Below are 26089 nucleotides of genomic sequence, written 5' to 3' on the forward strand. Positions count from 1 at the left end.
CCGTTCAGCCGGCCAGATGGCGCAGCCCTTGGGTCACATCCGTGCGCACCGCCAGCCGCAGCCCCGGCTCGTCCCCCGCCCGCAGCGCCGCAAGGATCATGCGGTGATGCTGGGGCGGCTCGTTCCGGCGCAGCCGGGAATAGAGCGCCCGCATGGTCGGCCCAAGCTGCAACCAGACGGTTTCCAGAATGGCCAGCATCGCCGGGGCCTGCGCGCGCAGATAGAGCGTGCGGTGAAATTCCAGATTGGTGCGGATATAGGCCACCGAATCCTGCCGCGCCACCGCCTCGGCATTGGCGGCATTGATGGCGGTCAGCCGGTCGATCAGCGCGAAATGGGCGCGGGGCAGCGCCCGCGACGCCAGTTCCGGCTCCAGCAGCGCGCGGATCGCCGCCAATTCCTCGATCCGGTCCGAGGTCAGCTCGGGCGTCGCCACCCGCCCCGAGGAAGACAGCGTCAGCGCCCCCTCGGCCACCAGCCGCCGCACCGCCTCGCGCGCGGGGGTCATCGAGACGCCATATTGTTTGCCCAGTCCCCGCAGCGTCAGCGCCTGACCGGGCGCCAGTTCGCCATGCATCACCTGCGACCTCAGGGTGCGATACAGCCGTTCATGCGCGGCAGTCGTGTCATTGGGGCGTGTGGTCAACATGACTTGCAGCGAAACACCCGCAGCCACGCAGGGTCAAGGCCCATCAAAGCGCCAGGCGTGCAGGCTTTGCCCCTGCGCCTTCAACCAGCGGCGCGGCACCTCATATCCGGGGTAAAGCCGCGCCACCTCGGCCCAGAAGGCAGGCGAGTGGTTCATCTGCGCCAGATGCGCCACCTCATGCGCCGCAACGTAATTCAGCACGGGCGGCGGGGCCATGATCAGCCGCCAGGAATACATCAATGCGCCGTCATGGGTGCAGCTGCCCCAGCGCGACCGGGTATCGCGCAGGGTCAGGCTTTTGTAGCCCAGCCCCAGCAGGCTTGCATAATGATCCGAGGCCGCCGCCAGCCGATCCCGCGCCCGCAGCCGCAGAAACGTGGCAAGCCTGCGCGGCAACTGCGCCTCGGCCCCCGGCAGCAGGAGCGAATCGCCCTGCAACAGGATGGAGCGCCCCTGCCCCGGCACCAGCCGGACCATATGCCCCTCCAGCGGAATCTCGGCGCCAAAGGCCAGATTGGCGACCTGCGGCACCGCCTCCAGGGCGCGGCGGATCCAGCTTTCCTGCTCGCGCGCGAAGGCCAGCGCATCGGCCTCGCGCGCCCGCGGCGGCAAGGAGAGCGTGACCCGCCCGTCAAGCCGTGACACCCGCAACGAAAAGCGCCGCGCCCGTGCCGAACGGCGCAACGTGATCTCGATCGGCGGGTGATCGGCATGTGTCGGCAGAAGGATCGGCATGAGCGGCTCTTGAACTCCGGCACCAGAATAGCCAGATGGCCGCATATCGCAACCACAGGCAAAACACTTTGACAGCAGGGCGCTGCTGTGGCATGGGCCTGCTTTCACCGGACCTGCCAGCCTGTTTTAGGCCTGTTTCAAGGGAACCACCATGCCCAAGGAAGAATGGGGTACGAAGCGTATTTGCCCGACCACCGGCAAACGCTTCTACGACCTGAACAAGACCCCGATCGTCAGCCCCTACACGGGCGAGATCGTGGATATCGAAAGCGCGCGCCGCAAGATGGCTGCCGCTGTGATCTCGCGCGCGCCGGAAAAGGATGACGACGTTCTGGTTGACGATCTGGACACCGATGATGACCTGCTGGAACCGGGCGTCGCCGATGATACCGAACTGGACGATGATCTGCTGGAAGACGATGCCGACGACAATGTGTCGCTCGACGATCTGGCCGATGTGCCCGGCGACGAAGAAGACGTGTAAAAATCAGGCGCGGGGAAAAATCGCGCAAGAAGGATCACTTTTCCGCTTGCAGCCCCCCGCGCCCTCCCCTAAATAGCCCGCATCGAAGCGTTGATGGTAACAGAAAGCGCCGAGAGACCCGGTGGGGTCATAGCTCAGATGGGAGAGCGCTTGAATGGCATTCAAGAGGTCGGGAGTTCGATCCTCCCTGGCTCCACCAATTTCCTCCTTGTGAGGTAACTGAAAAACCCGCGCCTCGGCGCGGGTTTTCTGTTTTGGCTCCCCTTGGACAGGCCCGCAGGATCAGGGCGCAAGCTTGATCCGCGTGCCCCAGTGTTTCGCCGCCTCGATCACCGCGGCCGGCGGGCTGTCATCGGTCACAAGCACCGAGACCCGCGCCGGATCCCCGACCACGATCGGCGCGCTGCGCCCGAACTTGCGGCTATCGGCGGCCACAATGGTGCTGCGCGCCTGCGCCATGATCGCGCGGGCAAAGCGCGCTTCCTCCAGATCGAACAGCAGAAACCCCTGTTCGGCATTGATGGCTGTGGCCGACATCACGGCAAAATCCGTCTGGAAATTGGCGATGAACTGCAACGCATCCACCCCGAAGCTGCCGCCATCATGGGCGCGCAATTCGCCGCCCGCAAAAAACACGCGGTTGCCGTTGCGGGTGGCCAGCTTGGCCGCCACCGTCACCGAATTGGTGACAACGGTCAGCGTGCGGTGATCGCGCAGCGCATCGGCGATGAAAGCCGTGGTCGACCCCACATCCAGAAACAGCGAGGCCCCGTCCGGAATCAGCCCCGCCACGCAATCGGCAATGCGGCGCTTGGCCTCGGGCTGTTCGCGCACCCGCGATTGCAGATCGCCTTCGGCCAAAGGCTCGGTCAGCCGCGCGCCGCCATGCAGCTTTTCCACCAGCCCTTCCGCCTCCAGCCGCCGGATGTTGCGGCGCACGGTTTCATCGGTGACCGCCAGCGCCGTGGCCAGCGCCTGAATCCGTGCGGATCCGCCCGCCCGACGCAGCGCCGCCAGAATTTCGCCCTGCCGATGTGTCGCGGCTGTTTCCATGCTCTGCCCGTGTTTTGATCAGGGTGGAAACACCACATTCCCACATTTCCCCACAATCTATAGATTAATACATTGAAATCCACATGAAAGGCGGATGATGCGCCCGCTTTCGTGGAATTTTCGTTGCCAGATGTGGGATCGGTGTTACGCTTTTTACATGGTCAGGCCCCGAATCCGGGGGGCGAGAACCCAAAGCAAAGAAATTCAGGGAGTTAGACATGACGCGCCGCTTGAGCCTTTCGGTCACTCTGACCGCTGCCCTTCTCGCCACCACCGCACTGGCCGAGGTGGAAAGCCCCGACCCGATCAAACTGACGACGCATGACTGGTCTGGTCAGGTCATCACCACGACGATCATGGGCGAGGTGCTGAAAAAGGCAGGCTACAATGTGGAATATGTGCAGGCCGATTATCTGGCGCAGTTTGCGGGCCTGAAAACCGGCGATCTGCATGTGGCGATGGAATTGTGGGAAACCACGGCGCGCGAGGCGATGGACGAGGCCTTTGCCACCGGCGATGTGGTCAGCATGGGCGAAACCGGCATGCAGGCCATCGAGGAATGGTGGTATCCGACCTATATGGAGGAAAAATGCCCCGGCCTGCCCGATTGGACCGCGCTGCAATCCTGCGCCGAGGCGTTTTCCACCGCCGAAACCGCGCCGAAAGGCCGCTATCTGGGTGGCCCCGTCACATGGGGCGGGTTTGACGAGGAACGGGTCGAGGCGCTGGGGCTGGATTTCGAGGTTGTCCATGCGGGCACCGACGCCGCCCTGTTTGCCGAGCTGGAGGCCGCCTATCAGCGCAAGGATCCGATCATCCTCTGGATCTATGCCCCACATTGGGCGCCCGCGAAATACGAAGGCAAATTCGTGCAGTTCCCGCCCTATTCCAAGGAATGTTACGAAGACCCGGCCGTGGGCCTGAACCCGGATGCGACGCATGATTGTGGCAAGCCCACCGGGCCGATCTGGAAGGCGGGCTGGAAAGGTGTTGCCGACAAATGGCCGGGGGCGGCAAAGGCCATCGAAGCATTCAAGATATCCAATGAAGATATGGGGGGTCTGGTCTCCAAGGTCGATCTGGAAGGTGTGGCGATTGACGCGGCTGTGGCCGAATGGATGACCGCGAACGAGGCCGTCTGGTCCGCCTGGATCAAATGAGCCTCACGGGTGGCGGGTCCGTCCCCTCGGCCCGCCACCCGACTGCCCCTTAGCCCGGATATGATCATGGACAGACCTGTCATTCTCCAATGTGAGGATGTGTGGAAGCTATACGGCCCCGGTGCCGAAAGCTTTCTTGCCAACCGCGCCCGCCCGACACCCGATACCCTGCGCGCGGCCCATCTGGTCGGGGCGGTGCGGGGTGCTGCGCTGACGGTGCGCAAGGGCGAGATTTTCGTGATCATGGGCCTGTCCGGCTCTGGCAAATCCACCCTGTTGCGCTGTCTGGCCCGGCTGATCGACGCCTCTGCGGGCCGCGTGCAGTTTGAAGGCCGCGACCTTCTGGCGATGTCCGAGGCCGAGCTGATCGAGCTGCGCCGCCGCAAGATGGGCATGGTGTTTCAGCATTTCGCCCTGCTGCCGCATCTGACCGTGCTGGAAAATGCCGCCTTCCCGCTGGAGGTGCAGGGCGTGGACCGCGCCACCCGCGAGGCCCGTGCCCGCGATGTGCTGGCGCTGGTCGGTCTGGCCGGGCGCGAAGGCCATTATCCGCGCCAGTTGTCGGGCGGGCAGCAACAGCGCGTCGGCATCGCCCGGTCCTTGGTGGTGGAGCCGGATCTGTGGTTTCTGGATGAACCCTTCTCGGCGCTGGATCCGCTGATCCGCCGCGAGATGCAGGATGAATTGCTGCGCCTGCAAGCCCGGCTGCAAAAGACCATCCTGTTCATCACCCATGATTTTGACGAGGCGATCCGTCTGGCCGACCGCATTGCCGTGATGAAGGATGGCGAGATCGTGCAGACCGCCACGCCCGAGGATCTGGTGCTGCATCCCGCCACCGCCTATGTGGCGGAATTCACGCAGCATATTCCGCGGGCGAAGGTGATCCGTCTGGCCACAGTGGCGCAGCCGCTGGGGGCAGGCCCCTTTGCGGGCGATCTGGCGGCGGATCTGCGGGTGGCCGATGTGGCGGACCGTGTGGAAGCCTCCGCCCTGCCGCACCGGGTTCTGGCCGATGGCAAACCCATCGGACAGATCAGCGCCCGCGAGGTTGTGGATGTGCTGATCGGGCGGGAGAGCGCCGCATGATCCCGTCCCGCCTGTTCTGGCCGCTGCTGCTGGCCCTGACTCTGGCGGTGTCACTCTGGTCGGGGCCGATGGCCAAGGCACTGGGCTGGGGCTGGGGCTGGCTTGGCAAATTTCCCAAGGCGTGGGAACTGGAGACCGACAAACAGATATCTGCCGCGCTGAAATGGCTGGTAGAGGATGCCACCCTCGGGCCGATCCGCTTTCAGCAGGTCACACGGGCGGTGTCTGCCGCCATCGAGGCCCCTTATCAGGCGATGCGCGCGCTGTTGATCGAAGGGCTACACAGCGGTCAGGGCCAACAGGCGACCGAGGTTCTGCCGTCGCTGAGCTGGCTTGCGATCCTCGCAGGCTTTGCCGCACTGGCCTATCATGCCGGTGGTGCGCGCCTCGCGCTGCTGGTGGCCGGGTGTTTCCTGTATCTGGCGATGTTCGGGCAGTGGCACAGCGCGATGATCACGCTGGCCTCGGTGGCGATTGCCGTGCCAATGGGGGTGATCGGCGGCGCGGCATTGGGCATTGCCGCCTGGCGCACACCGCTGGTGGACCGGCTGCTGCGCCCCATGCTGGATCTGATGCAGACAGTGCCGGTCTTTGCCTATCTGGTGCCGATCCTGTTCCTGTTCGGGTTCGGCCCGGTCTCGGCGCTGGTGGCGACGATCATCTATGCCATGCCACCCATGGTGCGCATCACCACGCTGGCACTGCGGGAAGTGCCGCCCGAAGTGGTGGAGGCCGGCCGCATGGCGGGCTGCACCAGACGGCAATTGCTGTGGAAGGTGCAACTGCCCAGCGCCCGGCCCGCGCTGATGGTCGGTGTCAATCAGGTGATCATGCTGTCGCTGAACATGGTGATCATCGCCTCGATGATCGGCGCGGGTGGGTTGGGTTATGATGTGCTGACCGCGCTGCGGCGGCTGGACATCGGCGCCGGGGTCGAGGCGGGCGTAGCCATCGTGGTGATGGCGATTGCGCTGGACCGGCTGAGCCAGGCCTTTGCGCAGCGGGTGCCGGGGCAGCATGGTGCCGCGCGCCTGATCTGGCTGGTGCTGGGCATCACCCTTGTCACCGCGCTGGCCGGGCGCGTCCTGCCTTGGCTGCAAACCTATCCCGCGCCTTGGATCCTGTCTTCGGGGGCGCTGTGGGAGAATGCCATCGGCTGGATCAACCTGCATCTTTACGACAGTATCGAGGCGGTGAAGATCCTTGTTCTGAAAGGGCTTTTGCTGCCGGTCAAACAGTTCTTCACCGGTATTCCCTGGCCTTGGGGCATCGCCGCCGTCACCGCAATGGCCTGGCGGCTGGCGGGCTGGAGGCTGGGTGTGACGGGCGCGGCGATGACCAGCTTCGTCGCCGCCAGCGGCCTCTGGCCCGAGGCGATGGTGACGCTGTATCTGTGTGGTGTGTCGGTGCTGATCGCGATGGCCATCGGCGTGCCGCTTGGCCTTTGGGCGGCCTCGGCCCCCCGCGCCGGGCGGGTGATCGGGGCCTTTATCGACACGCTGCAAACCCTGCCAAGCTTTGTCTATCTGATCCCGGTGGTGATGCTGTTCCGGGTGGGCGACGTGGCGGCGGTGATCGCGGTGGTGCTGTATGCGCTGGCCCCGGCGGTGCGCTATGCGGCACATGGGATGCGCGAGATCGACCCGCAGCTGGTCGAGGCGGGGATCGTATCGGGCTGCACCCCGCGGCAATTGCTGTGGAAGGTGAAGCTGCCGCTGGCCCTGCCCGCGCTGCTGCTCGGCCTCAACCAGACCATTATGCTGGCACTGTCGATGCTGGTGATCACCGCGCTGGTCGGCACCCGCGACCTTGGGCAGCAGGTCTATATCGCGCTGACCAAGGCCAATACCGGGCAGGGCGTGGTGGCGGGTCTGGCGGTGGCCTTCATCGCCATTCTGGCTGATCGGATGCTGACGGCGCTGGCGGGTGACGCGCGCAGAAAACGGGGGGCCGCATGACCGGGATCATAGAGGCACTGCAAAGGGCCCTTGCCCTGCCCTGCTTTACCGCGCCCGAGGCGGCACGGCCCCTGGGCGGCGGCAAGACCAATGTGAATATCTGGCTGAAAGATCAGGGCCGCGCCTATGTGGTCCGGCTAGGCCATGACATTATCGAACATGGCATCCTGCGCTGGCATGAACTGGCGGTCAGCCGCGCCGCCCATGCCACAGGCGTGTCGCCCCGCGTGGTCCATTCCGAACCCGGCGCGCTGGTGCTGGAGTATATCGACGCCGAACCGCTGACCGAGGCCGATATCCGCGCGCCAGAAACCCTGCCTGCGCTGGTGAATCTGCTGCATCGCACCCATCGGCAGATCCCCCGGCATCTGCGTGGCCCGATCCTCAGCTTCCATGTGTTCCACATCCTGCACGATTACGCCGCCACCCTGCACGAAACCGGCTCGCCGCATTGCGCCAAGCTGCCCGAGCTGCTTGCACAGGCCGAACATCTGGCCAGCATGATCGGCCCGCAACCCTTGGTTCTGGGCCATAACGACCTGTTGCCATCGAACATCCTGCGCGGTGAGGGGCGGCTTTGGCTGATAGATTGGGAATATGCGGGCTTCACCAGCCCGCTGTTCGATCTGGGCGGGCTTGCCTCCAATGCAGGCATGGATCGGGCGGCCGAAATCGCCCTGCTGACCGGCTATTTCGGCACGCCGCCCGACGCCGATCTGCTGCGCCGATATGATGCGATGAAATGTGCCTCGCTGCTGCGCGAAACCTTCTGGAGCATGGTCTCTGAACAGACCTCGGCGCTGGATTTCGACTATGCCGCCTATACCAACATGAATTTGGCCGCCTATCGCGCGGCTTTTGCACAGCTTTCCCTGTGAGGACCCCATGACCGACCTGCCCGGCACATCCAAGATCATCATCATCGGCGGCGGCATCATCGGCTGTTCCACCGCCTATCATCTGGCCAAGATGGGGCTGGAGGTCACGCTGCTGGAACGCAAGAAGCTGACCTCGGGCACCACCTTTCACGCCGCAGGGTTGGTGGGGCAATTGCGCACCTCGGCCAATATCACGCAGCTTCTGGGCTATTCGGTCGATCTCTACAAACGGCTGGAGGCCGAGACCGGGCAGGCAACCGGCTGGAAGATGAACGGTGGCCTGCGCCTTGCCTGCAACGCCGAACGCTGGACCGAGGTGAAACGTCAGGCCACCACGGCGCATAGCTTCGGGCTGGACATGCACCTTCTGACCCCGCAGGAGGCGTTTGATCTCTGGCCGATCATGGCCATCGACGATCTGGTCGGCGCGGCGCTCCTGCCCACCGACGGGCAGGCCAACCCCTCGGACATCACGCTCAGCCTTGCCAAGGGCGCGCGCATGGCCGGGGCGCGCATCATCGAGGATTGCAAGGTGCTCTCGGTCGAGATCGACCGGGGCATCATCACCGGCGTTGTCACCGAACAGGGCCGTATCGGCTGTGAAAAGCTGGTCTGCTGCGCCGGGCAATGGACCCGCAATTTTGCCGCCACCGTCGGTGTCAATGTGCCCTTGGTGCCGGTGGAACATCAATATCTGATCACCGAACGCATCGAGGGTCTGCCCGCCAACCTGCCCACCCTGCGCGACCCCGACCGGCTGACCTATTACAAGGAAGAGGTCGGCGGCCTTGTGATGGGCGGGTATGAGCCGAACCCGATCCTCTGGCGCGATGGCACCATCCCGCAGGGCTTTCACTATACCCTGCTGGAAAACCGCCTTGACCATTTTGAACCGCTGATGGAGCTGGCGCTGGGCCGGGTGCCCGCACTGGAAACTGCCGGGATCAAGCAGATGATCAACGGCCCTGAAAGCTTTACCCCGGATGGCATGTTCATTCTGGGAGAGGCACCGGAGCTGCGCAATTTCTTCGTCGGGGCGGGCTTCAATGCCTTTGGCATCGCCTCGGGTGGCGGCGCGGGCATGGCGCTGGCCGAATGGGTGGCAAAGGGCGAAGCGCCGTTCGACCTTTGGCCCGCCGACATTCGCCGCTTTGGCCGCCCACATTTCGATACCGACTGGATCCGCGCCCGCACTTACGAGGCTTATGGCAAACATTACACCATGGCCTGGCCGGGCGAAGAGCATCACTCGGCCCGGCCCAGCCGCCGCTCGCCGCTCTATGACACGCTGCTGGCGGCAGGGGCGGTGTTCGGGGAAAAGCTGGGGTGGGAGCGGCCGAACTGGTTCGCAGCCCCGGGCGAACTGGCGCAGGATGTCTATACCTATCAGCGCCCGAACTGGCACAGCGCCGTGGCCCGCGAACATCAGGCGGGGCGCAGGGCCGCCATGCTGATCGACCAGAGCTCTTTCGCCAAATTCACCCTGAAAGGCCCCGATGCCTGCGCCGCCCTGCAATGGATTGCCGCTGCCAATGTGGATCGCCCGGCAGGCAGCCTGATCTATACCCAGATGCTGAACGACAAGGCCGGTATCGAATGTGATCTGACGGTCACCCGCATCGCAGAAGACGAATATTACATCACCACCGGCACCGGCTTTGCCACCCATGATTTCGACTGGATCGCGCGCAATATCCCTGCCGGGATGAATGCACAGCTGGTGGATGTGACCTCGGGCTATGCCGTTCTCAGCCTGATGGGGCCAGAGGCGCGCCGCATCCTGCAAACGGTGACCCGCGCCGATCTGTCCAATACCGCCTTTCCCTTTGCCACGGCCCGGACCATCGGCATCGCGGGCGCGCCGGTCCGCGCCCTGCGTGTCACCTATGTCGGTGAACTGGGGTGGGAGCTGCATATTCCCACCGAATATGCCCATGCCGTCTATGCCGCCCTGCACAGCGCCGGGGCGGCGCATGGGCTGGTCAACGCGGGCTATCGCGCGATCGAGTCGATGCGGCTGGAAAAGGGCTATCGCGCCTGGGGGGCCGACATCGGCCCCGATCACACACCCGATGAGGCGGGGCTGGGCTGGGCGGTCAAGTTCAAATCCGGCATCCCGTTCCGCGGGCGCGCGGCGGTCGCGGCCCAACGCACGGACGGCGTGAAAAAGCTGCTCGCCAGCTTCACCGCCGCACCCGAGGTGATCCTTTATGGCCGCGAAACCATCTACCGTGACGGCGCGCGGGTCGGCTGGCTGTCCTCGGGCGGCTATGGCCACACGCTCGGCCTGTCCATCGGCATGGGCTATGTGCGCAATGCGGCGGGGGTGACGCCGGACCATGTGCTGTCCGGCCAGTATGAGCTGGAGGTGGCGGGCGAGCGCCTGCCCTGCACCGTCAGCCTGTCGCCGCTTTACGATCCGCACATGGCAAGGGTGAAGGGCTGACCCCCGTTGCGCCGCCGGAGATGCCCTGCTGATCTGAGCGTCAGGGCATTACCTCGAACCGATCCACATCCACCATGCCGTGATCGGTGATCTTCAGATGCGGGATCACCGGCAGCGCCAGAAACGCCAGTTGCAGGAAGGGTTCCTCCAGCACCACGCCCAAGGATTTTGCCGCCGCCCGCAGCGCGATCAGATCATCGCGCACCACCTCGAACGGCTCAAGGCTCATCAGACCAGCCACCGGCAGCGCCAGTTCGGCCAGAACCTTGCCGCCCTCCACCACCACGAACCCGCCCTCGATCTCGCCCAGACGGTTCGCTGCCAGCGCCATATCGGCATAGTCCGCACCCACCACGGCGATATTGTGATGGTCATGGCAGACGGTCGAGGCAATCGCGCCGCGCTGCAAGCCAAAGCCTTTCACGAACCCCGTGGCCTTGTTGCCATTGACGCCATGCCGTTCGATCACCGCGATCTTGACCAGATCCCGGGCAATGTCAGGCCGCTTGTCGCCGCCTTCGGGCGCAATGTCATAGGTCAGATGTTCGGTGATGATCTTGCCCGGCAGGATCCCGATCACCGGCGTCTCCACCCGGTTGCCGCCGGTGCGGAAATCCTGCGTCGCAACGCGCGCCGCTTTCACCGAATGGCGCGCGACGGGGGGCACGATCTCGCGCGCGGCAAAGGCCGCCTCGCCCACCCGCACACCGCCGGTAAACACCATCTCGGGGCGGCACTCTGCCAGATCCGGCAGCACCACGATATCGGCGCGTTTGCCCGGCGCGATCAGCCCCCGGTCCTTCAGCCCGAACGCCTCCGCCGCCGACAGCGACGCGGCGCGATACACCGCCAGCGGCGGGCAGCCCAGCGCAATCGCCGTGCGGATCATGTAATCCAGATGGCCATGTTCCGCGATGTCCAGCGGGTTGCGGTCATCGGTGCACAGGCACAGATAGGGCGAATGGCGCTCGGTCAGCAGCGGCGCCAAGGCGTGCAAATCCTTGGAGACAGAGCCCTCGCGGATCAGCACCCGCATCCCCTTGCGCAGCTTTTCCAGCGCCTCATCGGCGGTTGTCGCCTCATGTTCGGTGCGGATCCCCGCCGCAATATAGCCGTTCAGATCACGCCCGCGCAGCAGCGGCGCATGGCCGTCGATATGCCGCCCACGAAACGCCTCCAGCTTGGCCATGCAGCCGGGGTCTTTCATCAGTACGCCCGGATAATTCATGAACTCCGCCAGACCGATCACCCGCGGATGATCCATCAGCGGCGCAATATCGCCCGCCTCAAGCCGCGCGCCGGTGGTTTCCATATGGGTCGAGGGCACGCAAGAACTCAGCTGGACCCGGATATCCATCACCGTCCGCGCCGAGGCTTCCAGAAAATAACCGATCCCCTCCAGCCCGCAGACATTGGCGATCTCATGCGGATCACAGATCGCCGTCGTCACCCCATGCGGCGATACACAGCGGTCGAACTCATAGGGCGTCACCAGACTGCTTTCGATGTGCAGATGCGTGTCGATGAAACCGGGAACAAGGATTTTCCCGGTCACATCCACCACCTCGCGCCCCTCATAGTGATCGAACACCCCGACGATCACCCCGCCACAGATCGCCACATCCCCGGCGATCAGCGCGCCCGAAATCAGGTCGAACACCTGCCCGCCGCGCAAGACCAGATCGGCGGGGGTCAGACCGCGCCCTTGGTCGATCAGATCGGAAAGCTGCGGCTGCGCCATGGGGAAACTCCTTTTCCGCCAGTCAAGCCCAAGCGCCGCACCGCCGCAAGCGCCGTTTCACCCTTGCACCCGGGCGGTCAGGATGCCACCCCTAGGGCGAACAACCGGAGCCTGCCCATGCCCGCCCTTCGTGGCCCCCTCCGTGGCATCGCCCTCAAGGTGATGTCGGTCGTGGTGTTCATCGCCATGTCAGCCCTGATCAAATCCACATCGCAACATGTGCCGGCGGGCGAGGCGGTGTTCTTCCGCTCGCTCTTTGCCATGCCGGTGATCGTGGTCTGGCTGATCCTGCGCGCCGAACTGGCAACCGGCCTGCGCACGGTGAACCCGATGGGCCATGTCTGGCGCGGCGTGGTCGGCACCTGCGCGATGGGGCTGGGCTTTGCCGGGCTGGCCTATCTGCCCCTGCCGGAAGTGACCGCCATCGGATATGCCGCGCCGCTGCTGACCGTCATCTTCGCCGCGATGTTTCTGGGCGAAGAGGTCCGCATCTTCCGCATTTCCGCCGTGGCGCTCGGCATGGCCGGGGTGATGATCGTGCTCTGGCCACGCCTGACCATCGTGCAGGGCGAGGCTCTGGGCCATGCCGAGGCGCTGGGGGCCATGCTTGTGCTGGGCGGCGCGGTTTTTGCCGCACTGGCGCAGGTCTTCGTGCGCAAGCTGGTCACAACCGAAAAAACCCCCGCCATCGTGTTCTGGTTCTCGCTGACCGCCACCCTGCTGTCCTTCGTGACCCTGCCCTTCGGCTGGGTCATCCCCTCTGCCACCGAGGCCGCCGTGCTGATTTTCGCCGGGCTGCTCGGCGGGATCGGCCAGATCCTGCTGACCTCCAGCTACCGCGAGGCGGATGCCTCGGTCATCGCACCATTCGATTACGCCTCGATGCTGTTCGCGCTCGCCTTTGGTTATTTCTTCTTTGATGAAGTGCCCACTCTCACCATGCTGGCCGGGGCGGCACTCATCATCACCGCAGGCATCCTGATCATCTGGCGCGAACGCCGCTTGGGCCTGGAACGCGCCCGCCAACGCAAGGCGATGACGCCGTAACCCCAGCTAACTTGCATTTTGCAAAAATACTCAACACCGGCTGCCGTGCCTCCGCCCTGCGGCAAGGGCGCACCAGCCGACCCTGCGGCTGCAGGGGGCTCGATGCCCGCTGCACCCGCCCCGCCGGTCTCCGTTACCCCCTCAGCCGCGCCTGCAAGGCCAGCAGATCGGCCCAGGCCTCACGCTTCGCCGCCGGGTTGCGCAGCAGATAGGCCGGGTGCAGCATCGGCAGCACCGGCTTGCCCCAGGCCTGCGCCCAGCTGCCGCGCAGCCGGGTGATGCCCCGGCTGCCCAGCACCGCCTGCGCGGGCGTATTGCCCATGACCACGATCACCTCCGGGTCGATCAGCGCGGCATGTCGGGCCAGAAACGGCCCCATCATCGCCATTTCCTCCGCCGTCGGCTCGCGGTTGGAGGGCGGACGCCAGGGCATCACATTGGTGATGTAAAGCCCGGTTGCCGCATCGGCACTGTCGCGCCGCAGCCCGATGGCCGCAAACATCCGGTCCAGCAATTGCCCGGCCCGGCCCACGAAGGGCCGCCCTTCGATATCCTCGTCGCGGCCCGGCGCCTCGCCGATCACCATGACCCGCGCCTGTGGCAGCCCGTCACAAAACACCGTGCTCTTGGCCCCGCGCTTCAGCTCGCAATGGCCATAGGCGCTGATCGCCGCACGCAATTCTTCCAGCGTGGTGGCGGCAGCGGCGGCGCGGCGCGCCTCGGCCACCGCATCGACGCGCGGCGCGGCCACCGGCTCTGGCGCAGGTGCAGCACTGCGGCGCGGCGCGGCGGCAGGGGCCGCAGGTTCGCGCACCGGCTCTGCCAGCTCATAGCGGTTGAGCGGCGCATCCCCCACGGGATCAAAGCCGCCCAATTCCTGTTGCCAGACCAGCGCCGCATATGCCGCGTGCCAATCGCCCAGAATGTCGGTTTCGATTCCCATGCAGCACAGCCTAGGCGCTTGGCCGGTGTGCCGCAACCAGATGGCTTGTCGCCTCGCCCGGCTCTGCCTATAACCGCGCGAACCGCCGCCACCCGATCCGCCTGCCCGATCACGCCCCATCACCCCGCAGGGAGAGCCCCATGAGTTTCCGCGCCCGCCACCTTCTCGGGATCGAACATCTGGCCCCCGATGAAATCCGCTCGGTGCTCGATCTCGCCGACCGATATGTCGATCTGAACCGCCGCACCGTCAAAAGCTCTGACGCACTGGCAGGCATGACCCAGATCAACATGTTCTTCGAAAACTCCACCCGCACACAGGCGAGTTTTGAACTTGCCGGCAAACGGCTGGGGGCGGATGTGATGAACATGTCGGTCGCACAATCCTCGGTGAAGAAAGGCGAAACGCTGATCGACACCGCGATGACGCTGAACGCGATGCACCCCGATCTGCTGGTGGTGCGGCATCCCAGCTCCGGTGCGGTCAACCTCTTGGCCAGCAAGGTGAATTGCGCCGTGCTGAACGCCGGCGACGGGCGGCATGAGCACCCGACCCAGGCGCTGCTGGATGCGCTGACCATCCGCCGCGCCAAGGGCCGGATCCAGCGCCTGACCGTGGCAATCTGCGGCGACATCGCGCATAGCCGGGTGGCGCGGTCGAACCTGATCTTGCTGGGCAAGATGGAAAACCGCATCCGCCTGATCGCGCCGCCCACCCTTATGCCCTCGGGCGTGAACGAATTCGGCTGCGAGGTGTTCGACGACATGCGCGAAGGCCTGCGCGGCGCGGATGTGGTGATGATGCTGCGGCTTCAGAAAGAGCGGATGGATGGCGGGTTCATTCCGTCGGAACGCGAATATTACCACCGCTATGGCCTTGATGCCGAAAAGCTGGCCCATGCCAATCCCGAAGCCATCGTGATGCACCCCGGCCCGATGAACCGCGGGGTCGAGATTGACGGCGAGATTGCCGATGACATCAACCGGTCGGTGATTCAGGAACAAGTGGAAATGGGTGTGGCCGTGCGCATGGCCTGCATGGACCTGCTGGCCCGCAACCTGCGCCGCGAGCGCGGCGCGAAGGCCGTGGGGGCCATGGTGTGACGCCCCGACCCGATCCGGCGCAGGGCGAGCTGATCCTGTGGCAGGGCCGCCCCGAAGGTCGCGCGCCGCTGGATGTTGCGCGCCCGGCTGAAATCCTGTTCGGCTTTGCCTTCCTGCTGTTTTCGGTGTTCTGGATGCAGAAGGCGATGGAAAGCGGCAATATCCTGTGGATGGCCGGGCTGATCTTCTTTGGTCTGGGCCTGCGTTTCGCGGTGATCCGGCCCTATCTGCCGCGCCTGCGCGCCCGCTTTGCCCGGTATACGCTGACCAACCGCCGCGCCGTGGTGGCGCTGCACTGGCCGGTGATCGGGATGCGGCAGCAGGCGCTGATCGTCACCCCCGCGACGATTGTTGATACCGACAGTCAGGATCCGGCGACGATCACGCTGCGCCAGATCCTCACCGGGCGCGAGGGTGCCCGCCCGGCCACGCTGCAATTCGAACGGATCAGCGAGGCCCGGCATGTGCTGGACCTGATCCGCACTGTCCAGAAAGGGGCCGCATGATGCTGCACTTCACCAATGCCCGACTGATCAACCCGGAAACCGGCAGCGATGACCTTGGCAGCCTGACCATCGCGGATGGCGTGATCACGGCGCTGGATGGCCCCCTGCCCGAAGGCACGGTTTCGGTCGATTGTGGTGGCAAATGTCTGGCCCCCGGCATCGTCGACATCGGTGTGAAGATCGGCGAGCCGGGCGAGCGGCACCGCGAAAGCTTCAAATCCGCAGGTCTGGCGGCGGCGGCGGGCGGCGTGACGACGCTGATCGCCCGCCCCGACACCACCCCCGCCATCGACACGCCCGAAGTGCTGGAATTCGTGACACGCCGCGCCGCCGAAGCCAGCCCGGTGCGCATCCGCCATATGGCCGCGCTGACCAAGGGGCGGCAGGGGCACGAGATGACCGAGATCGGCTTTCTGCTCGATGCCGGGGCGATTGCATTCACCGATGCCGATGCGGTCAGCACCGACACCAAGGCGTTGTCACGCGCCTTCACCTATGCCCGCAGCCTTGGCGCGCTGGTGATCTGCCATCCGCAGGAACCCGCGCTGTCCAAGGGGGCGGCGGTTACATCGGGCAAGTTCGCCTCGCTGCGCGGGCTGCCCGGCGTGCATCCGATGGCCGAACGCATGGGATTTGACCGCGACATGGCGCTGGTGGAAATGACCGGCGTTGCCTATCACGCCGATCAGATCACCTGCGCCCGCAGCCTGCCCGCGCTGGAGCGCGCCAAGCGCAACGGGTTGAACGTCAGCGCCGGTGTGTCGATCCATCACCTGACGCTGAACGACATCGACGTGGGCGATTACCGCACCTTCTTCAAGCTGACGCCGCCGCTGCGCCCCGAAGAGGACCGGCTGGCGGTGGTGGCGGCGGTGGCCGACGGGCTGATCGACGTGATCTGTTCGATGCACACCCCGGCCGATGAAGAAAGCAAACGCCTGCCGTTTGAAGAAGCGGCCTCGGGTGCGGTGGCGCTGGAAACCTTTCTGCCCGCCGCGATGCGGCTCTATCATGCGGGCAGCCTGACCCTGCCGCAACTGTGGCGTGCCATGGCGCTGAACCCGGCGCGACGGCTCGGCCTGCCGCAGGGGCGGCTGGCGGTGGGGGCGCCTGCCGATCTGGTGCTGTTCGACCCGGATGCGCCCTTCCTGCTGGACCGTTTCAAGCTTCAGTCCAAATCCAAGAACACCCCCTTTGACGGACAGCGCATGGAGGGTAAGGTTCTGGCAACCTATGTCGGCGGCAAGCGCGTTTTCGCGGCAGGAGAATGATGGATGCCTCACTTCACCAGTGATCCCATGACCTTGGCCGTCGTGGCCTTTCTGTCTTATCTGCTGGGCTCGGTGCCGTTCGGGCTGGTGATCACCCGCGCGCTTGGCCTTGGCGATCTGCGCCAGATCGGCTCGGGCAATATCGGGGCCACGAATGTGCTGCGCACCGGCAACAAGGGGGCGGCGTTTGCGACGCTGATCCTTGATGCCGCCAAGGGCGGGGTGGCGGTGCTGATCGCGCGGGCCGTGGCCGGGCCGGATGCCGCGCAGGTTGCGGCGCTGGCGGCCTTTCTGGGCCATCTGTTTCCGCTGTTCCTGAACTTCAAGGGCGGCAAGGGCGTGGCCACCTTTCTGGGCACGCTGCTGGCCCTGTCCTGGCCTGTCGGGCTGGCGGTCTGTGCCAGCTGGCTGGTGGCCGCGCTGATCTTCCGCATCTCGTCGCTCGCGGCGCTGATTGCGGCGGCCTCGTCGACCTTCTGGATGATCGGCTTTGGCGAAGGGCGGATGCTGCTGCTGGGCATGGTGCTGACGCTGCTGGTGTTTTACCGCCACGCCGCCAATATCGCCCGCCTGAAAGCCGGGACCGAGCCGAAGATCGGCAAGAAACAGGCCTGACGACGCGCTAACGCCCCTTCGCAAGGACATTCTGGCGCGGGGCCGCGCCAGAAACTGTTCGGCAATCGCGGCGGTTACAGCCGCGCGGCGCTATAGAGCGGCGCAAGGCTGCCCTTCCACGCACCGTGATAGGCGGCAACAAAGCGGTCAGCCTGTGTCTGCTCCGTCTCCAGATTGGTCACCAGCGGGGCCAGCAGGCGCTCTTCGCCCTGCCCCCGCGCGGCCAGCCCGGCATGCGACAGACCCACCGCCGCCCGTGCCAGATCCATCAGCTTCACGCCGCCTGCCTCGCCCGCCAGCGCCGAGACAGAGGCCGCCACCCGCAGCCCTTCACGGGTTTCGGCATCAAATCCCTTGACCAGATCCCAGGCGGCATCCAGTGCGGCATCGTCATACATCAGCCCGACCCAGAAGGCTGGCAGCGCCACGATATGCGCCTGATCACCGCAATCCGCGCCGCGCATCTCGATGTATTTCTTCACCCGCGCCTCAGGGAACACCGTGGTCATGTGATCGGCCCAATCCGACAGCGTGGGCTTTTCGCCGGGCAGCGCAGGCAGTTCGCCCTTCAGGAAGGCCCGGAAGCTTTGCCCCAGCGCATTGATATAGCGCCCGTCGCGGTAGACGAAATACATCGGCACATCCAGCACCCAGTCGACATAGCGCTGAAAGCCCATGCCGCTGTCAAAAACGAAGGGCAGCATCCCGGTGCGCGAATTGTCGAGCCCGCGCCAGATGCGCGACCGCCAGCTGCGGTGGCCATTCAGCTTGCCCTCGAAGAACGGGCTGGAGGCAAAAAGCGCCGTCGCCACCGGCTGCAACGCCAGCGAGACGCGCAGCTTCTTGACCATATCCGCCTCGGAGGCGTAATCGAGATTCACCTGCACCGTCGAGGTGCGATACATCATCTGGGTGCCATGCGTGCCCACACGCCCCATATAATCCGTCATCAACCGATAGCGCCCCTTGGGCATCACCGGCATTTCCGCGTGCTGCCAATCCGGCGCGGCACCAAGGCCCAGAAAGCCCACGCCCCAGCCTTCGGTGACGGCGCGCACTTCATCAAAGTGGTTTTGCAGCTCGGCGGCGGTCTCATGGACGCTGGACACCGGCGCGCCCGACAGCTCAAACTGCCCGCCCGGCTCCAGCGAGACATTGGCACCATTGCGGGTCAGGCCGATGATCTTGTCCTGCTCCAGCACGGGTTCCCAGTTGAACCTGTCGCGCAGGCCTTCCAGCAGCGCCTTGATCGAGCGGTTGCCCTCATAGGGCAGCGGCGCGCGGCTGTCGGTCAGAAAGCCGAATTTCTCGTGTTCGGTGCCGATCCGCCAATCGGATTTCGGCTTGCAGCCCGACTCCATGTATTCGGCAAGTTGTTCGAACCGCTCGATCGGGCCGCCGCCGGACTGGGGAATGGACATGGGGATGGCTCCGTCTTCTGCGCTTCGGTTTCGGGCGATAACTGGTGGCGCTCCGCGCGGCTCAAGTCAAGGCTGGCTGAACAGCCCGACGCCAGATCACCGGGCCAAGCGTGTCTTGTGGCACAGCGGGCAGACCCGCCGCACCGGGGGTGACGGGCGGGTCCAGCGCCTGCAGCAGGCCCTGCATATCCATGCCCGGCAGGGCGGCAAAGGCATCGAACAGGCCATTCGCCCCCGCCGCATCCACCGGCACCAGCAGCGCCTGCCCGTCTGCCTGTTTCAACCGCCAGAAGCGCTGCCCGCCCCGCGCCAACAGGCGCAGCTCCACCAATTCGCGCAGCGACACGAATCCGCCGGAGACCGGGCCGAAATAGCTGATCTGGCCCTCGTCCAGATCCACCAGCCCCGGTGCGGCGGCCCGTTGCACAAAGCGCAAGCGGCGCAGCGCGATCACCGCCAGCGCCGCCGCCAGCGCCAGAAGCCCCGCGCCCAGCGGGATCAGCAGCCAGCCGCCCAATGCCATCAGCCACAGGCCGACAAGCGCCACCGCCGCTGCCACCATCGCCTCGCGCCAGCGCGCCAGCGCGGCCAGCGCCTCGGGTCGGATCATGCCCAATCCCCCAGCACGGCCTGCCATAGCGTCAGCGCCGCCACCGCGGCGGTATCCGCCCGCAGGATGCGCGGGCCAAGGCTGACCGGCGTGACCTGTGGCATCTGCGCCAGTCTGGTCTTTTCGCGTTCGGAAAATCCGCCCTCGGGCCCGACGAGAATCGCCCAGGGGCCGCGTGTGCCCTCGCTTAGCAGCGCCGCGCGCGCGCCCAGCAGCGATTCATTGCACCACAATATGCGCCGCTCGGCGGGCCAGGCGGCCAGCAGCCGGTCGAGCGGGACCAGCTCGGCCACCTCGGGCACGAAGGTGCTGCCGCATTGCTCTGCCGCCTCGACCGCATGGGCTTGCAGCCGGTCCTGCCGGATGCGTTCGGAATTGGTGTGCTGGGTCTGAACCGGCTGTATCCGCGCGGCCCCCATCTCGGTCGCCTTTTCCACGATGAAATCGGTGCGCGCCTTCTTGATCGGCGCAAACAGCAGCCACAGGTCGGGCGGCAGCTGCAAGGGGCGCATCTGCGCCGTGCAGAGCAGGATCCCGCCGCGCTTGCCCGCCTCGATCACCTCGGCCCGCCATTCGCCATCGCGCCCGTTGAACAGCGCGACGGCCGCACCCTTGCCCAGCCGCATCACCGCGAACAGATAATGTGCCTGATCCGCCGTCAGCGGAACCGATTGCCCCGGCCCGAGGGGCTGGTCTACATAGAGCCTGATTTTTGCATCCGTCATGATGAGGCAGAGCCTATGCCCGAGCGCGCCGAAACGCCAGAGGCCGACCAAACGGTCGCCGATGCCCCGCACGGCAATTGGGTGGACCGTTTTGCCCCCCCGCTGACGCGCCCCTATCTGCGGCTGAGCCGCGCGGATCGGCCGATCGGCACCTGGTTGCTGCTGATTCCCTGTTTCTGGGGCGTGGCGCTGGCGGCGGCGGCCGATCCGGGCGGGTTCCGGCTGTGGGATCTGTGGATCGCGCTGGGGTGCACCCTGGGCGCGGGCCTGATGCGCGGCGCGGGCTGCACCTGGAATGACATCACCGACCGCGACTTTGACGCGCAGGTGGCGCGCACCCGGTCGCGCCCGATTCCCTCGGGGCAGGTGTCGGTGCGCGGCGCGGTGATCTGGATGGCGGTGCAATCGCTGGCCGGGGCGGCGATCCTGTTCAGCTACAACAGCACGGCGATTGCGCTGGGGGTGGCCTCGCTGGTGCTGGTGGCGATCTATCCCTTTGCCAAGCGCTTCACCTGGTGGCCGCAGGTGTTTCTGGGGCTGGCCTTCAACTGGGGCGCGCTGGTGGCCTGGGCCGCCCATGCGGGCAGCCTGTCGCTGGCCCCGGTGGTGCTGTGGCTGGCCGGAATCGCCTGGACGCTGTTCTACGACACGATCTATGCCCATCAGGACAAGGAGGATGATGCGCTGATTGGCGTGAAATCCACCGCGCGCCTGTTCGGCGATGCGGGCACGGTGCCGGCGCTGCGGCTGTTTCTGGCGGTGGCGGTGCTGCTGGCGGCGCTTGCCGTGCTGCTCGCCCTGCTGCCACAGGCCGGGCCACTGCCGCTTGTGGTGGCGCTGTGCGGCGTCTGGGCCTTTGGCTGGCATCTGGCCTGGCAACTGGGGCGGCTGGATACCAAGGACACCGCGCGTTGTCTGATGCTGTTCCGGTCGAACCGCGATGCCGGGCTGATCCTTGCGCTGTTTCTTGCCGGTGCGGCAATGGTTTGATTGATCCGGGGCCGCGCGCGTCCTAATGAGACGCTGTTGTCCCGGTTGCAAAGGCGCTGCAATGCGAATCCCGCCCTCTCTGCTCAGCACGGCTGCCTTTGTCGGCGGGGGGCTGGTGGCCATCGTGACGGCCTGGGTCGGCGTGACGGTGATCGAGAACCGCTCTGAATCCGTGGTCCGGTCGCGGCTGCTGACCGAAGGCATCACCTGGGCCGAGGTGCGGGCCTCGGGCTTGCAGGTGCGGCTGATCGGCACTGCCCCGAATGAAGCGGCGCGGTTTCGCGTCGTCAACCTTGCCGGATCGGTGGTTGACAGTGCGCGGGTGCGCGACCGTCTGGATGTGACGCCAATGCGCGCCATTGAGGCACCGCGCTTTTCGGTCGAAATGTTGCGCAACACCGATGGCATCTCGCTGATCGGCCTGCTGCCCGATGCCACCGTGGTGGAAGGTCAGGCGACGCTGGCCGATGAGGTCACGGCGCTGGCCAGTGGCGCGCCCGTCTCCGACATGCTGGAAACCGCCGCCTTCCCCGCCCCCGAGGGCTGGGATGCCGCGCTGAAATTCGGCACAGAGGCGCTGAAACTGCTGCCGCGCTCCAAGATCTCGGTCGCGGCGGACAAGGTGTCGATCACCGCGATTTCCGACAGCGATGCGCAGAAACGGCGGCTGGAAGGAGAATTGTCCAAGATCCGGCCGCAGGGGCTGGAAATTGCCATCGACATTTCAGCCCCGCGCCCGGTGCTGACGCCGTTCACCCTGCGTTTTCTCAAGGACGCCGAAGGCGCGCGTTTCGATGCCTGTTCCGCCGATACCGACAAGGCGCGCGACAAGATCATGGCGGCGGGCACCGCCGCCGGGATCGAAGGCTCGATCATCTGCACTGTCGGCCTTGGCGTGCCGACCCCAAGCTGGGCGGATGCGACCAGCGCGGGCATCAGGGCCGTGGCGGAACTGGGCGCAGGCTCCATCACCTTTTCGGATGCCGATGTGACCCTGCTGGCCGAGGCGGGCACGCCGCAGGCCACGTTCGACCGGGTGGTGGGCGAATTGCAGGCCGCCCTGCCGCCGGTGTTTTCGCTGCAATCCACCCTGCCGCCCAAACCCAGCGCCGTGCAGGAAGGCCCTGCCGAATTCACCGCCCGTCTGGCCGAAGACGGGCAGGTGCAACTGCGCGGGCGTCTGACCGATGATCTGCTGAAATCCGCGGTCGACAGCTATGCCAAGGCGCGGTTCGGCGCGTCCAAGGTCTATACCGCCACCCGGTTTGACCCCGATCTGCCCGATGGCTGGCCCGTGCGGGTTCTGGCCGGACTGGAGGCCCTGTCAGAGCTGCATGACGGCACGCTGACAGTGCGCGCCGATACCGTCGAGGTGGCCGGTGTCACCGGCAAGCCGAACGGGCGGGCGCGGGTGGCACAGATCCTGTCGGACAAGCTGGGTCAGGGCAAACCCTTCAAGGTCAGCGTGCGCTATGACGAGGCGTTTGACCCGTTTGCCGCCCTGCCCTCGCCGCAGGAATGTGCCGACAATCTGAATGCCGTTGTCACCAAAACCAAGATCAGCTTCGCGCCCGGCTCTGCCGAAATTGCTGGCGAAGCCGGAGCGACGATGGATGAGCTTGCCAAGATCCTGCAAAACTGCCCGGCGCTGAAGCTGGAAATTGCCGGCCATACCGATGCGCAAGGATCGACCGAGGGCAATCTGGCGCTGAGCCAAGCCCGCGCCGAAGCGGTGCTGCTGTCCTTGCAGGGGCGGCGTGCCCCGGTGTCGGGTCTTGTGGCCAAGGGCTACGGCGAAGGCGTGCCCGTTGCCGACAATGGCTCGGCCGAGGGGCGCGAGGCAAACCGGCGGATCGAATTCACCCTGCTTGATGCCGGGCCTGCCCGCCAGAAACCCGCCGATGACGCCGCAGAGGCCACGCAATCGCCGTCGGATGCCCCGGATTTTGCAGCCGATACCAGCCCTTCGGTTGCCCCGACCGAAATCACCAAACGCCCGAAACCGCGCCCGGCGCGCAATTGATCCGCGCTTGCGCGTAAAGCCACAGGACCGCATCGCATGAATCGCAATGAATTTGTCGTCGCTACGGCCATCGTGCTGATGCTGGCCTTCACGCTGGGCTGGTTTGCCAATTGGCTGGTGCATCGGTTCCGCCGCGTCTCGGCCGGGGATATGGGGGAGCTGGAGCGGCTGGCGCAATCGCTGCACGAGGCGGAAGAAACGCGCGATCAGGCGATTCTCTATCTGGAAAGCCGCGAGGCCGAACTGGGCAACCAGATCGCCCAGACCGAAGCCGAATTGCGCGCCGCCATGGAAGGTCTGCGCGACGCCCGGCAAGAGGCCGAAGAGATGCGCGCCTATATCGAGCGGATGCATTCCAACAGCTGACCGCCCGGCCTGTTTGATCAAACAGGCCGGAATCCGCCCGCCGATGCCGGTGCTGAACTGGACAGAGCCGCGGGCGCGTGCTTTCCATGCAGACAACTGCTTTTGGAGGGCCCCCCCATGCTTGATACCGTCACCGACCTGCGGTCGCTGTTGAAAGATCCGTCGCTGCTGGCGACCAAAGCCTATGTCGCGGGCGAATGGATCGACGCCGATGATGGCAGCACCTTCACCGTCACCAACCCGGCGCGCGGCGATGTGATCTGCACCGTGCCGAACCTTGGTCGCGCCGAAACCGCCCGTGCCATCGCCGCCGCCGATCTGGCCCGCAAGGATTGGGCCGCGCGCACCGGCAAGGAACGCGCGCAGGTGATGCGCAAATGGTTTGACCTGATGATGGCCAATCAGGACGATCTGGGCGCAATCCTGACTGCCGAAATGGGCAAACCGCTGGCCGAGGCCAAGGGCGAGATTGCCTATGGTGCCAGCTTCATCGAGTGGTTCGGCGAAGAGGCCAAACGCGTCTACGGCGAAACCATTCCGGGCCATATGCGGGACAAACGCATCACCGTGATCAAACAGCCCATCGGTGTTGTCGGCTCGATCACGCCCTGGAACTTCCCCAATGCGATGATCACCCGCAAATGCGGCCCGGCGATTGCCGTGGGCTGCGGTTTTGTCGCCCGGCCCGCGGCCGAAACCCCGCTGTCGGCGCTGGCGCTGGCGGTGCTGGCCGAACGCGCGGGCCTGCCTGCCGGGATCTTCTCGGTCATCACCTCCAAACGCTCGTCCGACATCGGCAAGGAATTCTGCGAAAACCCGGTGGTGCGCAAACTGACCTTCACCGGCTCCACCGAAGTGGGGCGGATCCTGCTGCGGCAGGCGGCGGATCAGGTGATGAAATGCTCGATGGAGCTGGGCGGCAATGCGCCCTTCATCGTGTTTGACGATGCCGATCTGGATGCGGCGGTCGAAGGCGCGATGGCCTCCAAGTTCCGCAACAATGGCCAGACCTGCGTCTGTGCCAACCGCATCTATGTGCAGGCCGGGGTCTATGATGCCTTTGCCGAAAAGCTGTCGGCGGCGGTGGCCAAGCTGAACGTGGGCGATGGCCTGACTGTCGGCGTCACCACCGGGCCGCTGGTCAATATGGCCGCCGTCGAAAAGGTCGAGGAGCATATCGCCGATGCGCTGGCCAAGGGTGGCAGCATCGTGACCGGCGGCAAACGCCATGCGCTTGGCGGATCGTTCTTCGAGCCGACCGTGGTGGCGAATGTGACCGATGCGATGCTGGTCACCAATGAAGAAACCTTTGGCCCGCTGGCCCCGCTGTTCAAGTTCGACACCGAGGCCGAGGTGGTGGAAAAGGCCAATGCCACGATCTTTGGCCTCGCCTCGTATTTCTATGCCCGCGATGTGGGCCGCATCACCCGTGTGCAAGAGGCGCTGGAATACGGCATCGTTGGCGTGAACACCGGCATCATCTCCACCGAGGTGGCGCCGTTCGGCGGCGTCAAACAATCCGGGCTGGGCCGCGAAGGCAGCCATCACGGCATGGAGGATTATCTGGAGATGAAATACATCTGCCTGAGCATCTAAGATTGCCAAGGGCGGGGGCAATGTCCCCCGCCTTGCTCCCCTCATCGGGAAGGGCATGAGTATTTTTGCAAAATGCAAGTCACATCGGGCGGCGCGAAGCCCCCTGCCGGTCAGCCGCTGACGCTACGGGTGCCTGCCGTGCCGCCAAAGCCGCCCTTCGATTGCACCTGCGCCTTGGTCATCGGCGGCAGGCCCTTGGTCACAGGGGCCTTGTCGAAGGCCGCAGCAGACACAGGCCCCGCGCCGCCGATCCGGCTGATGCCGGTGCCGGCGGGGGTGGTGAAGCCGCCACCCGCCTTGGGCACCACCGGCTGCGCCATCGGGCGACCACCGCCCAGCGCCTGCCCGATCATGTAACCGACCAGCAGTGGCATGAAGCTGAAGCCGCCACCGCCCGAGCCCGCCACGCTGTCTTCGCCACAGGCGCCTGCGCCATGCTCTGCCTCGCAGACCTCGCGGCTTTCATAACGCGGCGCGGTTTCTTCGTGCAGTTTCTGCGCCTCGGAGAAGGTGGCCTCGCAATCGGATTTGGTGAACCAGCCGCCATCCGTCGCCGCAGCAAGGCAGCTGTCCAGATCGGCAAAGGAGGCGGCCTCGGTCGCCTCCTCCTGACACCCGGCAAGACCGAAGGCCGCAGCCCCCAGAATGGATAGCGCCACTGTGCGCGAACGTTTCATCGG

General features: G+C 65.6%; 24 protein-coding genes and 1 tRNA gene. 16 read left to right on the top strand and 9 right to left on the bottom strand.

The window, feature by feature from the left end:
• Positions 1-4: 4 nt before the first annotated feature.
• Both KM031_RS06135 and KM031_RS06140 read right to left on the bottom strand, forming a co-directional pair.
• The gene (locus KM031_RS06135) at positions 5-649 is read right to left on the bottom strand and encodes a GntR family transcriptional regulator (protein ID WP_215503647.1); all 645 of its coding nucleotides are present in this window, start codon (positions 647-649) and stop codon (positions 5-7) included.
• Between the two features lie 33 nt (positions 650-682).
• Entirely contained in the window at positions 683-1372 is a 690-nt protein-coding gene (locus KM031_RS06140) for a M48 family metallopeptidase (RefSeq protein WP_370879071.1), read from the bottom strand.
• Positions 1373-1535: 163 nt separating this feature from the next.
• On the opposite strand from KM031_RS06140, the gene KM031_RS06145 reads away from it, so the two are divergent.
• Entirely contained in the window at positions 1536-1868 is a 333-nt protein-coding gene (locus KM031_RS06145) for a TIGR02300 family protein (protein ID WP_215503649.1), read from the top strand.
• Positions 1869-1991: 123 nt separating this feature from the next.
• Positions 1992-2067: transfer RNA gene (locus tag KM031_RS06150), tRNA-Ala, on the top strand.
• Positions 2068-2150: 83 nt separating this feature from the next.
• On the opposite strand, the gene KM031_RS06155 is transcribed toward KM031_RS06150, so the two are convergent.
• Positions 2151-2921 (bottom strand): DeoR/GlpR family DNA-binding transcription regulator, encoded by a 771-nt coding sequence (locus KM031_RS06155; RefSeq protein ID WP_215503650.1) that lies wholly within the window; start codon positions 2919-2921, stop codon positions 2151-2153.
• A 218-nt stretch (positions 2922-3139) separates the two neighbouring features.
• Here KM031_RS06155 and KM031_RS06160 point away from each other — a divergent pair, with 218 nt between their 5' ends.
• From KM031_RS06160 to KM031_RS06180, 5 genes are read left to right on the top strand one after another with little or no spacing between them, the layout of a single operon-like run.
• Positions 3140-4081, top strand: coding sequence for an ABC transporter substrate-binding protein (locus tag KM031_RS06160; protein ID WP_215503651.1), 942 nt, complete (start codon positions 3140-3142; stop codon positions 4079-4081).
• Between the two features lie 60 nt (positions 4082-4141).
• Positions 4142-5170 (top strand): quaternary amine ABC transporter ATP-binding protein, encoded by a 1029-nt coding sequence (locus tag KM031_RS06165; RefSeq protein WP_215503652.1) that lies wholly within the window; start codon positions 4142-4144, stop codon positions 5168-5170.
• Positions 5167-7128 (top strand): ABC transporter permease, encoded by a 1962-nt coding sequence (locus KM031_RS06170; RefSeq protein WP_215503653.1) that lies wholly within the window; start codon positions 5167-5169, stop codon positions 7126-7128. Before KM031_RS06165 ends, KM031_RS06170 begins: the two co-directional genes overlap by 4 nt.
• Complete coding sequence (locus tag KM031_RS06175; protein WP_215503654.1) at positions 7125-8006, top strand: choline/ethanolamine kinase family protein; 882 nt, start codon at positions 7125-7127, stop codon at positions 8004-8006. Before KM031_RS06170 ends, KM031_RS06175 begins: the two co-directional genes overlap by 4 nt.
• Positions 8007-8013: 7 nt before the next feature.
• A complete protein-coding gene (locus tag KM031_RS06180; RefSeq protein WP_215503655.1) occupies positions 8014-10452 on the top strand; it encodes a GcvT family protein in 2439 nt (812 codons plus the stop codon).
• Positions 10453-10492: 40 nt separating this feature from the next.
• Here KM031_RS06180 and ade read toward each other — a convergent pair whose 3' ends face one another.
• A complete protein-coding gene (gene ade, locus KM031_RS06185) occupies positions 10493-12193 on the bottom strand; it encodes an adenine deaminase (RefSeq protein ID WP_215503656.1) in 1701 nt (566 codons plus the stop codon).
• A 117-nt stretch (positions 12194-12310) separates the two neighbouring features.
• On the opposite strand from ade, the gene KM031_RS06190 reads away from it, so the two are divergent.
• Positions 12311-13240: a DMT family transporter gene (locus KM031_RS06190; RefSeq protein ID WP_215503657.1), complete on the top strand. Its 930-nt coding sequence runs from the start codon at positions 12311-12313 to the stop codon at positions 13238-13240.
• A gap of 133 nt (positions 13241-13373) precedes the next feature.
• Here the strand turns inward: KM031_RS06190 and KM031_RS06195 are convergent, their stop codons facing one another.
• The gene (locus KM031_RS06195; protein WP_215503658.1) at positions 13374-14183 is read right to left on the bottom strand and encodes a uracil-DNA glycosylase; all 810 of its coding nucleotides are present in this window, start codon (positions 14181-14183) and stop codon (positions 13374-13376) included.
• Between the two features lie 140 nt (positions 14184-14323).
• On the opposite strand from KM031_RS06195, the gene KM031_RS06200 reads away from it, so the two are divergent.
• From KM031_RS06200 to plsY, 4 genes are read left to right on the top strand one after another with little or no spacing between them, the layout of a single operon-like run.
• Positions 14324-15286 carry an aspartate carbamoyltransferase catalytic subunit gene (locus KM031_RS06200; protein ID WP_215503659.1) on the top strand — a complete coding sequence of 321 codons (963 nt, stop codon included), beginning with the start codon at positions 14324-14326 and terminating at the stop codon, positions 15284-15286.
• Positions 15283-15792 carry a hypothetical protein gene (locus KM031_RS06205; RefSeq protein ID WP_215503660.1) on the top strand — a complete coding sequence of 170 codons (510 nt, stop codon included), beginning with the start codon at positions 15283-15285 and terminating at the stop codon, positions 15790-15792. The genes KM031_RS06200 and KM031_RS06205 overlap by 4 nt, the downstream gene beginning before the upstream one ends.
• Positions 15789-17063: a dihydroorotase gene (pyrC, locus tag KM031_RS06210; RefSeq protein ID WP_215503661.1), complete on the top strand. Its 1275-nt coding sequence runs from the start codon at positions 15789-15791 to the stop codon at positions 17061-17063. Before KM031_RS06205 ends, pyrC begins: the two co-directional genes overlap by 4 nt.
• A 3-nt stretch (positions 17064-17066) precedes the next feature.
• A complete protein-coding gene (gene plsY, locus KM031_RS06215) occupies positions 17067-17678 on the top strand; it encodes a glycerol-3-phosphate 1-O-acyltransferase PlsY (protein ID WP_215503662.1) in 612 nt (203 codons plus the stop codon).
• 74 nt (positions 17679-17752) lie between these two features.
• On the opposite strand, the gene KM031_RS06220 is transcribed toward plsY, so the two are convergent.
• From KM031_RS06220 to KM031_RS06230, 3 genes are all read right to left on the bottom strand, one after another.
• Entirely contained in the window at positions 17753-19099 is a 1347-nt protein-coding gene (locus KM031_RS06220; RefSeq protein WP_215503663.1) for a glutamate--cysteine ligase, read from the bottom strand.
• Positions 19100-19160: 61 nt separating this feature from the next.
• Positions 19161-19709, bottom strand: coding sequence for a hypothetical protein (locus KM031_RS06225; protein ID WP_215503664.1), 549 nt, complete (start codon positions 19707-19709; stop codon positions 19161-19163).
• Complete coding sequence (locus KM031_RS06230) at positions 19706-20434, bottom strand: 16S rRNA (uracil(1498)-N(3))-methyltransferase (protein ID WP_215503665.1); 729 nt, start codon at positions 20432-20434, stop codon at positions 19706-19708. The genes KM031_RS06225 and KM031_RS06230 overlap by 4 nt, the downstream gene beginning before the upstream one ends.
• A 15-nt stretch (positions 20435-20449) precedes the next feature.
• On the opposite strand from KM031_RS06230, the gene ubiA reads away from it, so the two are divergent.
• The 4 genes from ubiA (at position 20450) to KM031_RS06250 (ending at position 25409) form a co-directional block, all read left to right on the top strand.
• Positions 20450-21424 (top strand): 4-hydroxybenzoate octaprenyltransferase, encoded by a 975-nt coding sequence (gene ubiA, locus KM031_RS06235; RefSeq protein WP_246566795.1) that lies wholly within the window; start codon positions 20450-20452, stop codon positions 21422-21424.
• Between the two features lie 61 nt (positions 21425-21485).
• Positions 21486-23447 (top strand): OmpA family protein, encoded by a 1962-nt coding sequence (locus tag KM031_RS06240; RefSeq protein WP_215503667.1) that lies wholly within the window; start codon positions 21486-21488, stop codon positions 23445-23447.
• Positions 23448-23483: 36 nt separating this feature from the next.
• Positions 23484-23813, top strand: coding sequence for a hypothetical protein (locus KM031_RS06245; protein WP_215503668.1), 330 nt, complete (start codon positions 23484-23486; stop codon positions 23811-23813).
• Positions 23814-23930: 117 nt separating this feature from the next.
• Positions 23931-25409 (top strand): NAD-dependent succinate-semialdehyde dehydrogenase, encoded by a 1479-nt coding sequence (locus KM031_RS06250; RefSeq protein WP_215503669.1) that lies wholly within the window; start codon positions 23931-23933, stop codon positions 25407-25409.
• Between the two features lie 110 nt (positions 25410-25519).
• Here KM031_RS06250 and KM031_RS06255 read toward each other — a convergent pair whose 3' ends face one another.
• Entirely contained in the window at positions 25520-26086 is a 567-nt protein-coding gene (locus KM031_RS06255) for a DUF1190 domain-containing protein (protein WP_215503670.1), read from the bottom strand.
• Positions 26087-26089 lie beyond the last annotated feature (3 nt).

The organism is Gemmobacter fulvus (genome assembly GCF_018798885.1).
Taxonomy (GTDB): domain Bacteria; phylum Pseudomonadota; class Alphaproteobacteria; order Rhodobacterales; family Rhodobacteraceae; genus Gemmobacter; species Gemmobacter fulvus.

Excerpts from the sequence above, each read along its gene's own strand:
- KM031_RS06135 (WP_215503647.1), bottom strand. The coding sequence starts at position 649 with ATGTTGACCACACGCCCCAATGACACGACTGCCGCGCATGAACGGCTG.
- KM031_RS06145 (WP_215503649.1), top strand. The coding sequence starts at position 1,536 with ATGCCCAAGGAAGAATGGGGTACGAAGCGTATTTGCCCGACCACCGGC.
- KM031_RS06155 (WP_215503650.1), bottom strand. The coding sequence starts at position 2,921 with ATGGAAACAGCCGCGACACATCGGCAGGGCGAAATTCTGGCGGCGCTG.
- KM031_RS06160 (WP_215503651.1), top strand. The coding sequence starts at position 3,140 with ATGACGCGCCGCTTGAGCCTTTCGGTCACTCTGACCGCTGCCCTTCTC.
- KM031_RS06165 (WP_215503652.1), top strand. The coding sequence starts at position 4,142 with ATGATCATGGACAGACCTGTCATTCTCCAATGTGAGGATGTGTGGAAG.
- KM031_RS06170 (WP_215503653.1), top strand. The coding sequence starts at position 5,167 with ATGATCCCGTCCCGCCTGTTCTGGCCGCTGCTGCTGGCCCTGACTCTG.
- KM031_RS06175 (WP_215503654.1), top strand. The coding sequence starts at position 7,125 with ATGACCGGGATCATAGAGGCACTGCAAAGGGCCCTTGCCCTGCCCTGC.
- KM031_RS06180 (WP_215503655.1), top strand. The coding sequence starts at position 8,014 with ATGACCGACCTGCCCGGCACATCCAAGATCATCATCATCGGCGGCGGC.
- ade (WP_215503656.1), bottom strand. The coding sequence starts at position 12,193 with ATGGCGCAGCCGCAGCTTTCCGATCTGATCGACCAAGGGCGCGGTCTG.
- KM031_RS06190 (WP_215503657.1), top strand. The coding sequence starts at position 12,311 with ATGCCCGCCCTTCGTGGCCCCCTCCGTGGCATCGCCCTCAAGGTGATG.
- KM031_RS06195 (WP_215503658.1), bottom strand. The coding sequence starts at position 14,183 with ATGGGAATCGAAACCGACATTCTGGGCGATTGGCACGCGGCATATGCG.
- KM031_RS06200 (WP_215503659.1), top strand. The coding sequence starts at position 14,324 with ATGAGTTTCCGCGCCCGCCACCTTCTCGGGATCGAACATCTGGCCCCC.
- pyrC (WP_215503661.1), top strand. The coding sequence starts at position 15,789 with ATGATGCTGCACTTCACCAATGCCCGACTGATCAACCCGGAAACCGGC.
- plsY (WP_215503662.1), top strand. The coding sequence starts at position 17,067 with ATGCCTCACTTCACCAGTGATCCCATGACCTTGGCCGTCGTGGCCTTT.
- KM031_RS06220 (WP_215503663.1), bottom strand. The coding sequence starts at position 19,099 with ATGTCCATTCCCCAGTCCGGCGGCGGCCCGATCGAGCGGTTCGAACAA.
- KM031_RS06225 (WP_215503664.1), bottom strand. The coding sequence starts at position 19,709 with ATGATCCGACCCGAGGCGCTGGCCGCGCTGGCGCGCTGGCGCGAGGCG.
- KM031_RS06230 (WP_215503665.1), bottom strand. The coding sequence starts at position 20,434 with ATGACGGATGCAAAAATCAGGCTCTATGTAGACCAGCCCCTCGGGCCG.
- ubiA (WP_246566795.1), top strand. The coding sequence starts at position 20,450 with ATGCCCGAGCGCGCCGAAACGCCAGAGGCCGACCAAACGGTCGCCGAT.
- KM031_RS06240 (WP_215503667.1), top strand. The coding sequence starts at position 21,486 with ATGCGAATCCCGCCCTCTCTGCTCAGCACGGCTGCCTTTGTCGGCGGG.
- KM031_RS06245 (WP_215503668.1), top strand. The coding sequence starts at position 23,484 with ATGAATCGCAATGAATTTGTCGTCGCTACGGCCATCGTGCTGATGCTG.
- KM031_RS06250 (WP_215503669.1), top strand. The coding sequence starts at position 23,931 with ATGCTTGATACCGTCACCGACCTGCGGTCGCTGTTGAAAGATCCGTCG.
- KM031_RS06255 (WP_215503670.1), bottom strand. The coding sequence starts at position 26,086 with ATGAAACGTTCGCGCACAGTGGCGCTATCCATTCTGGGGGCTGCGGCC.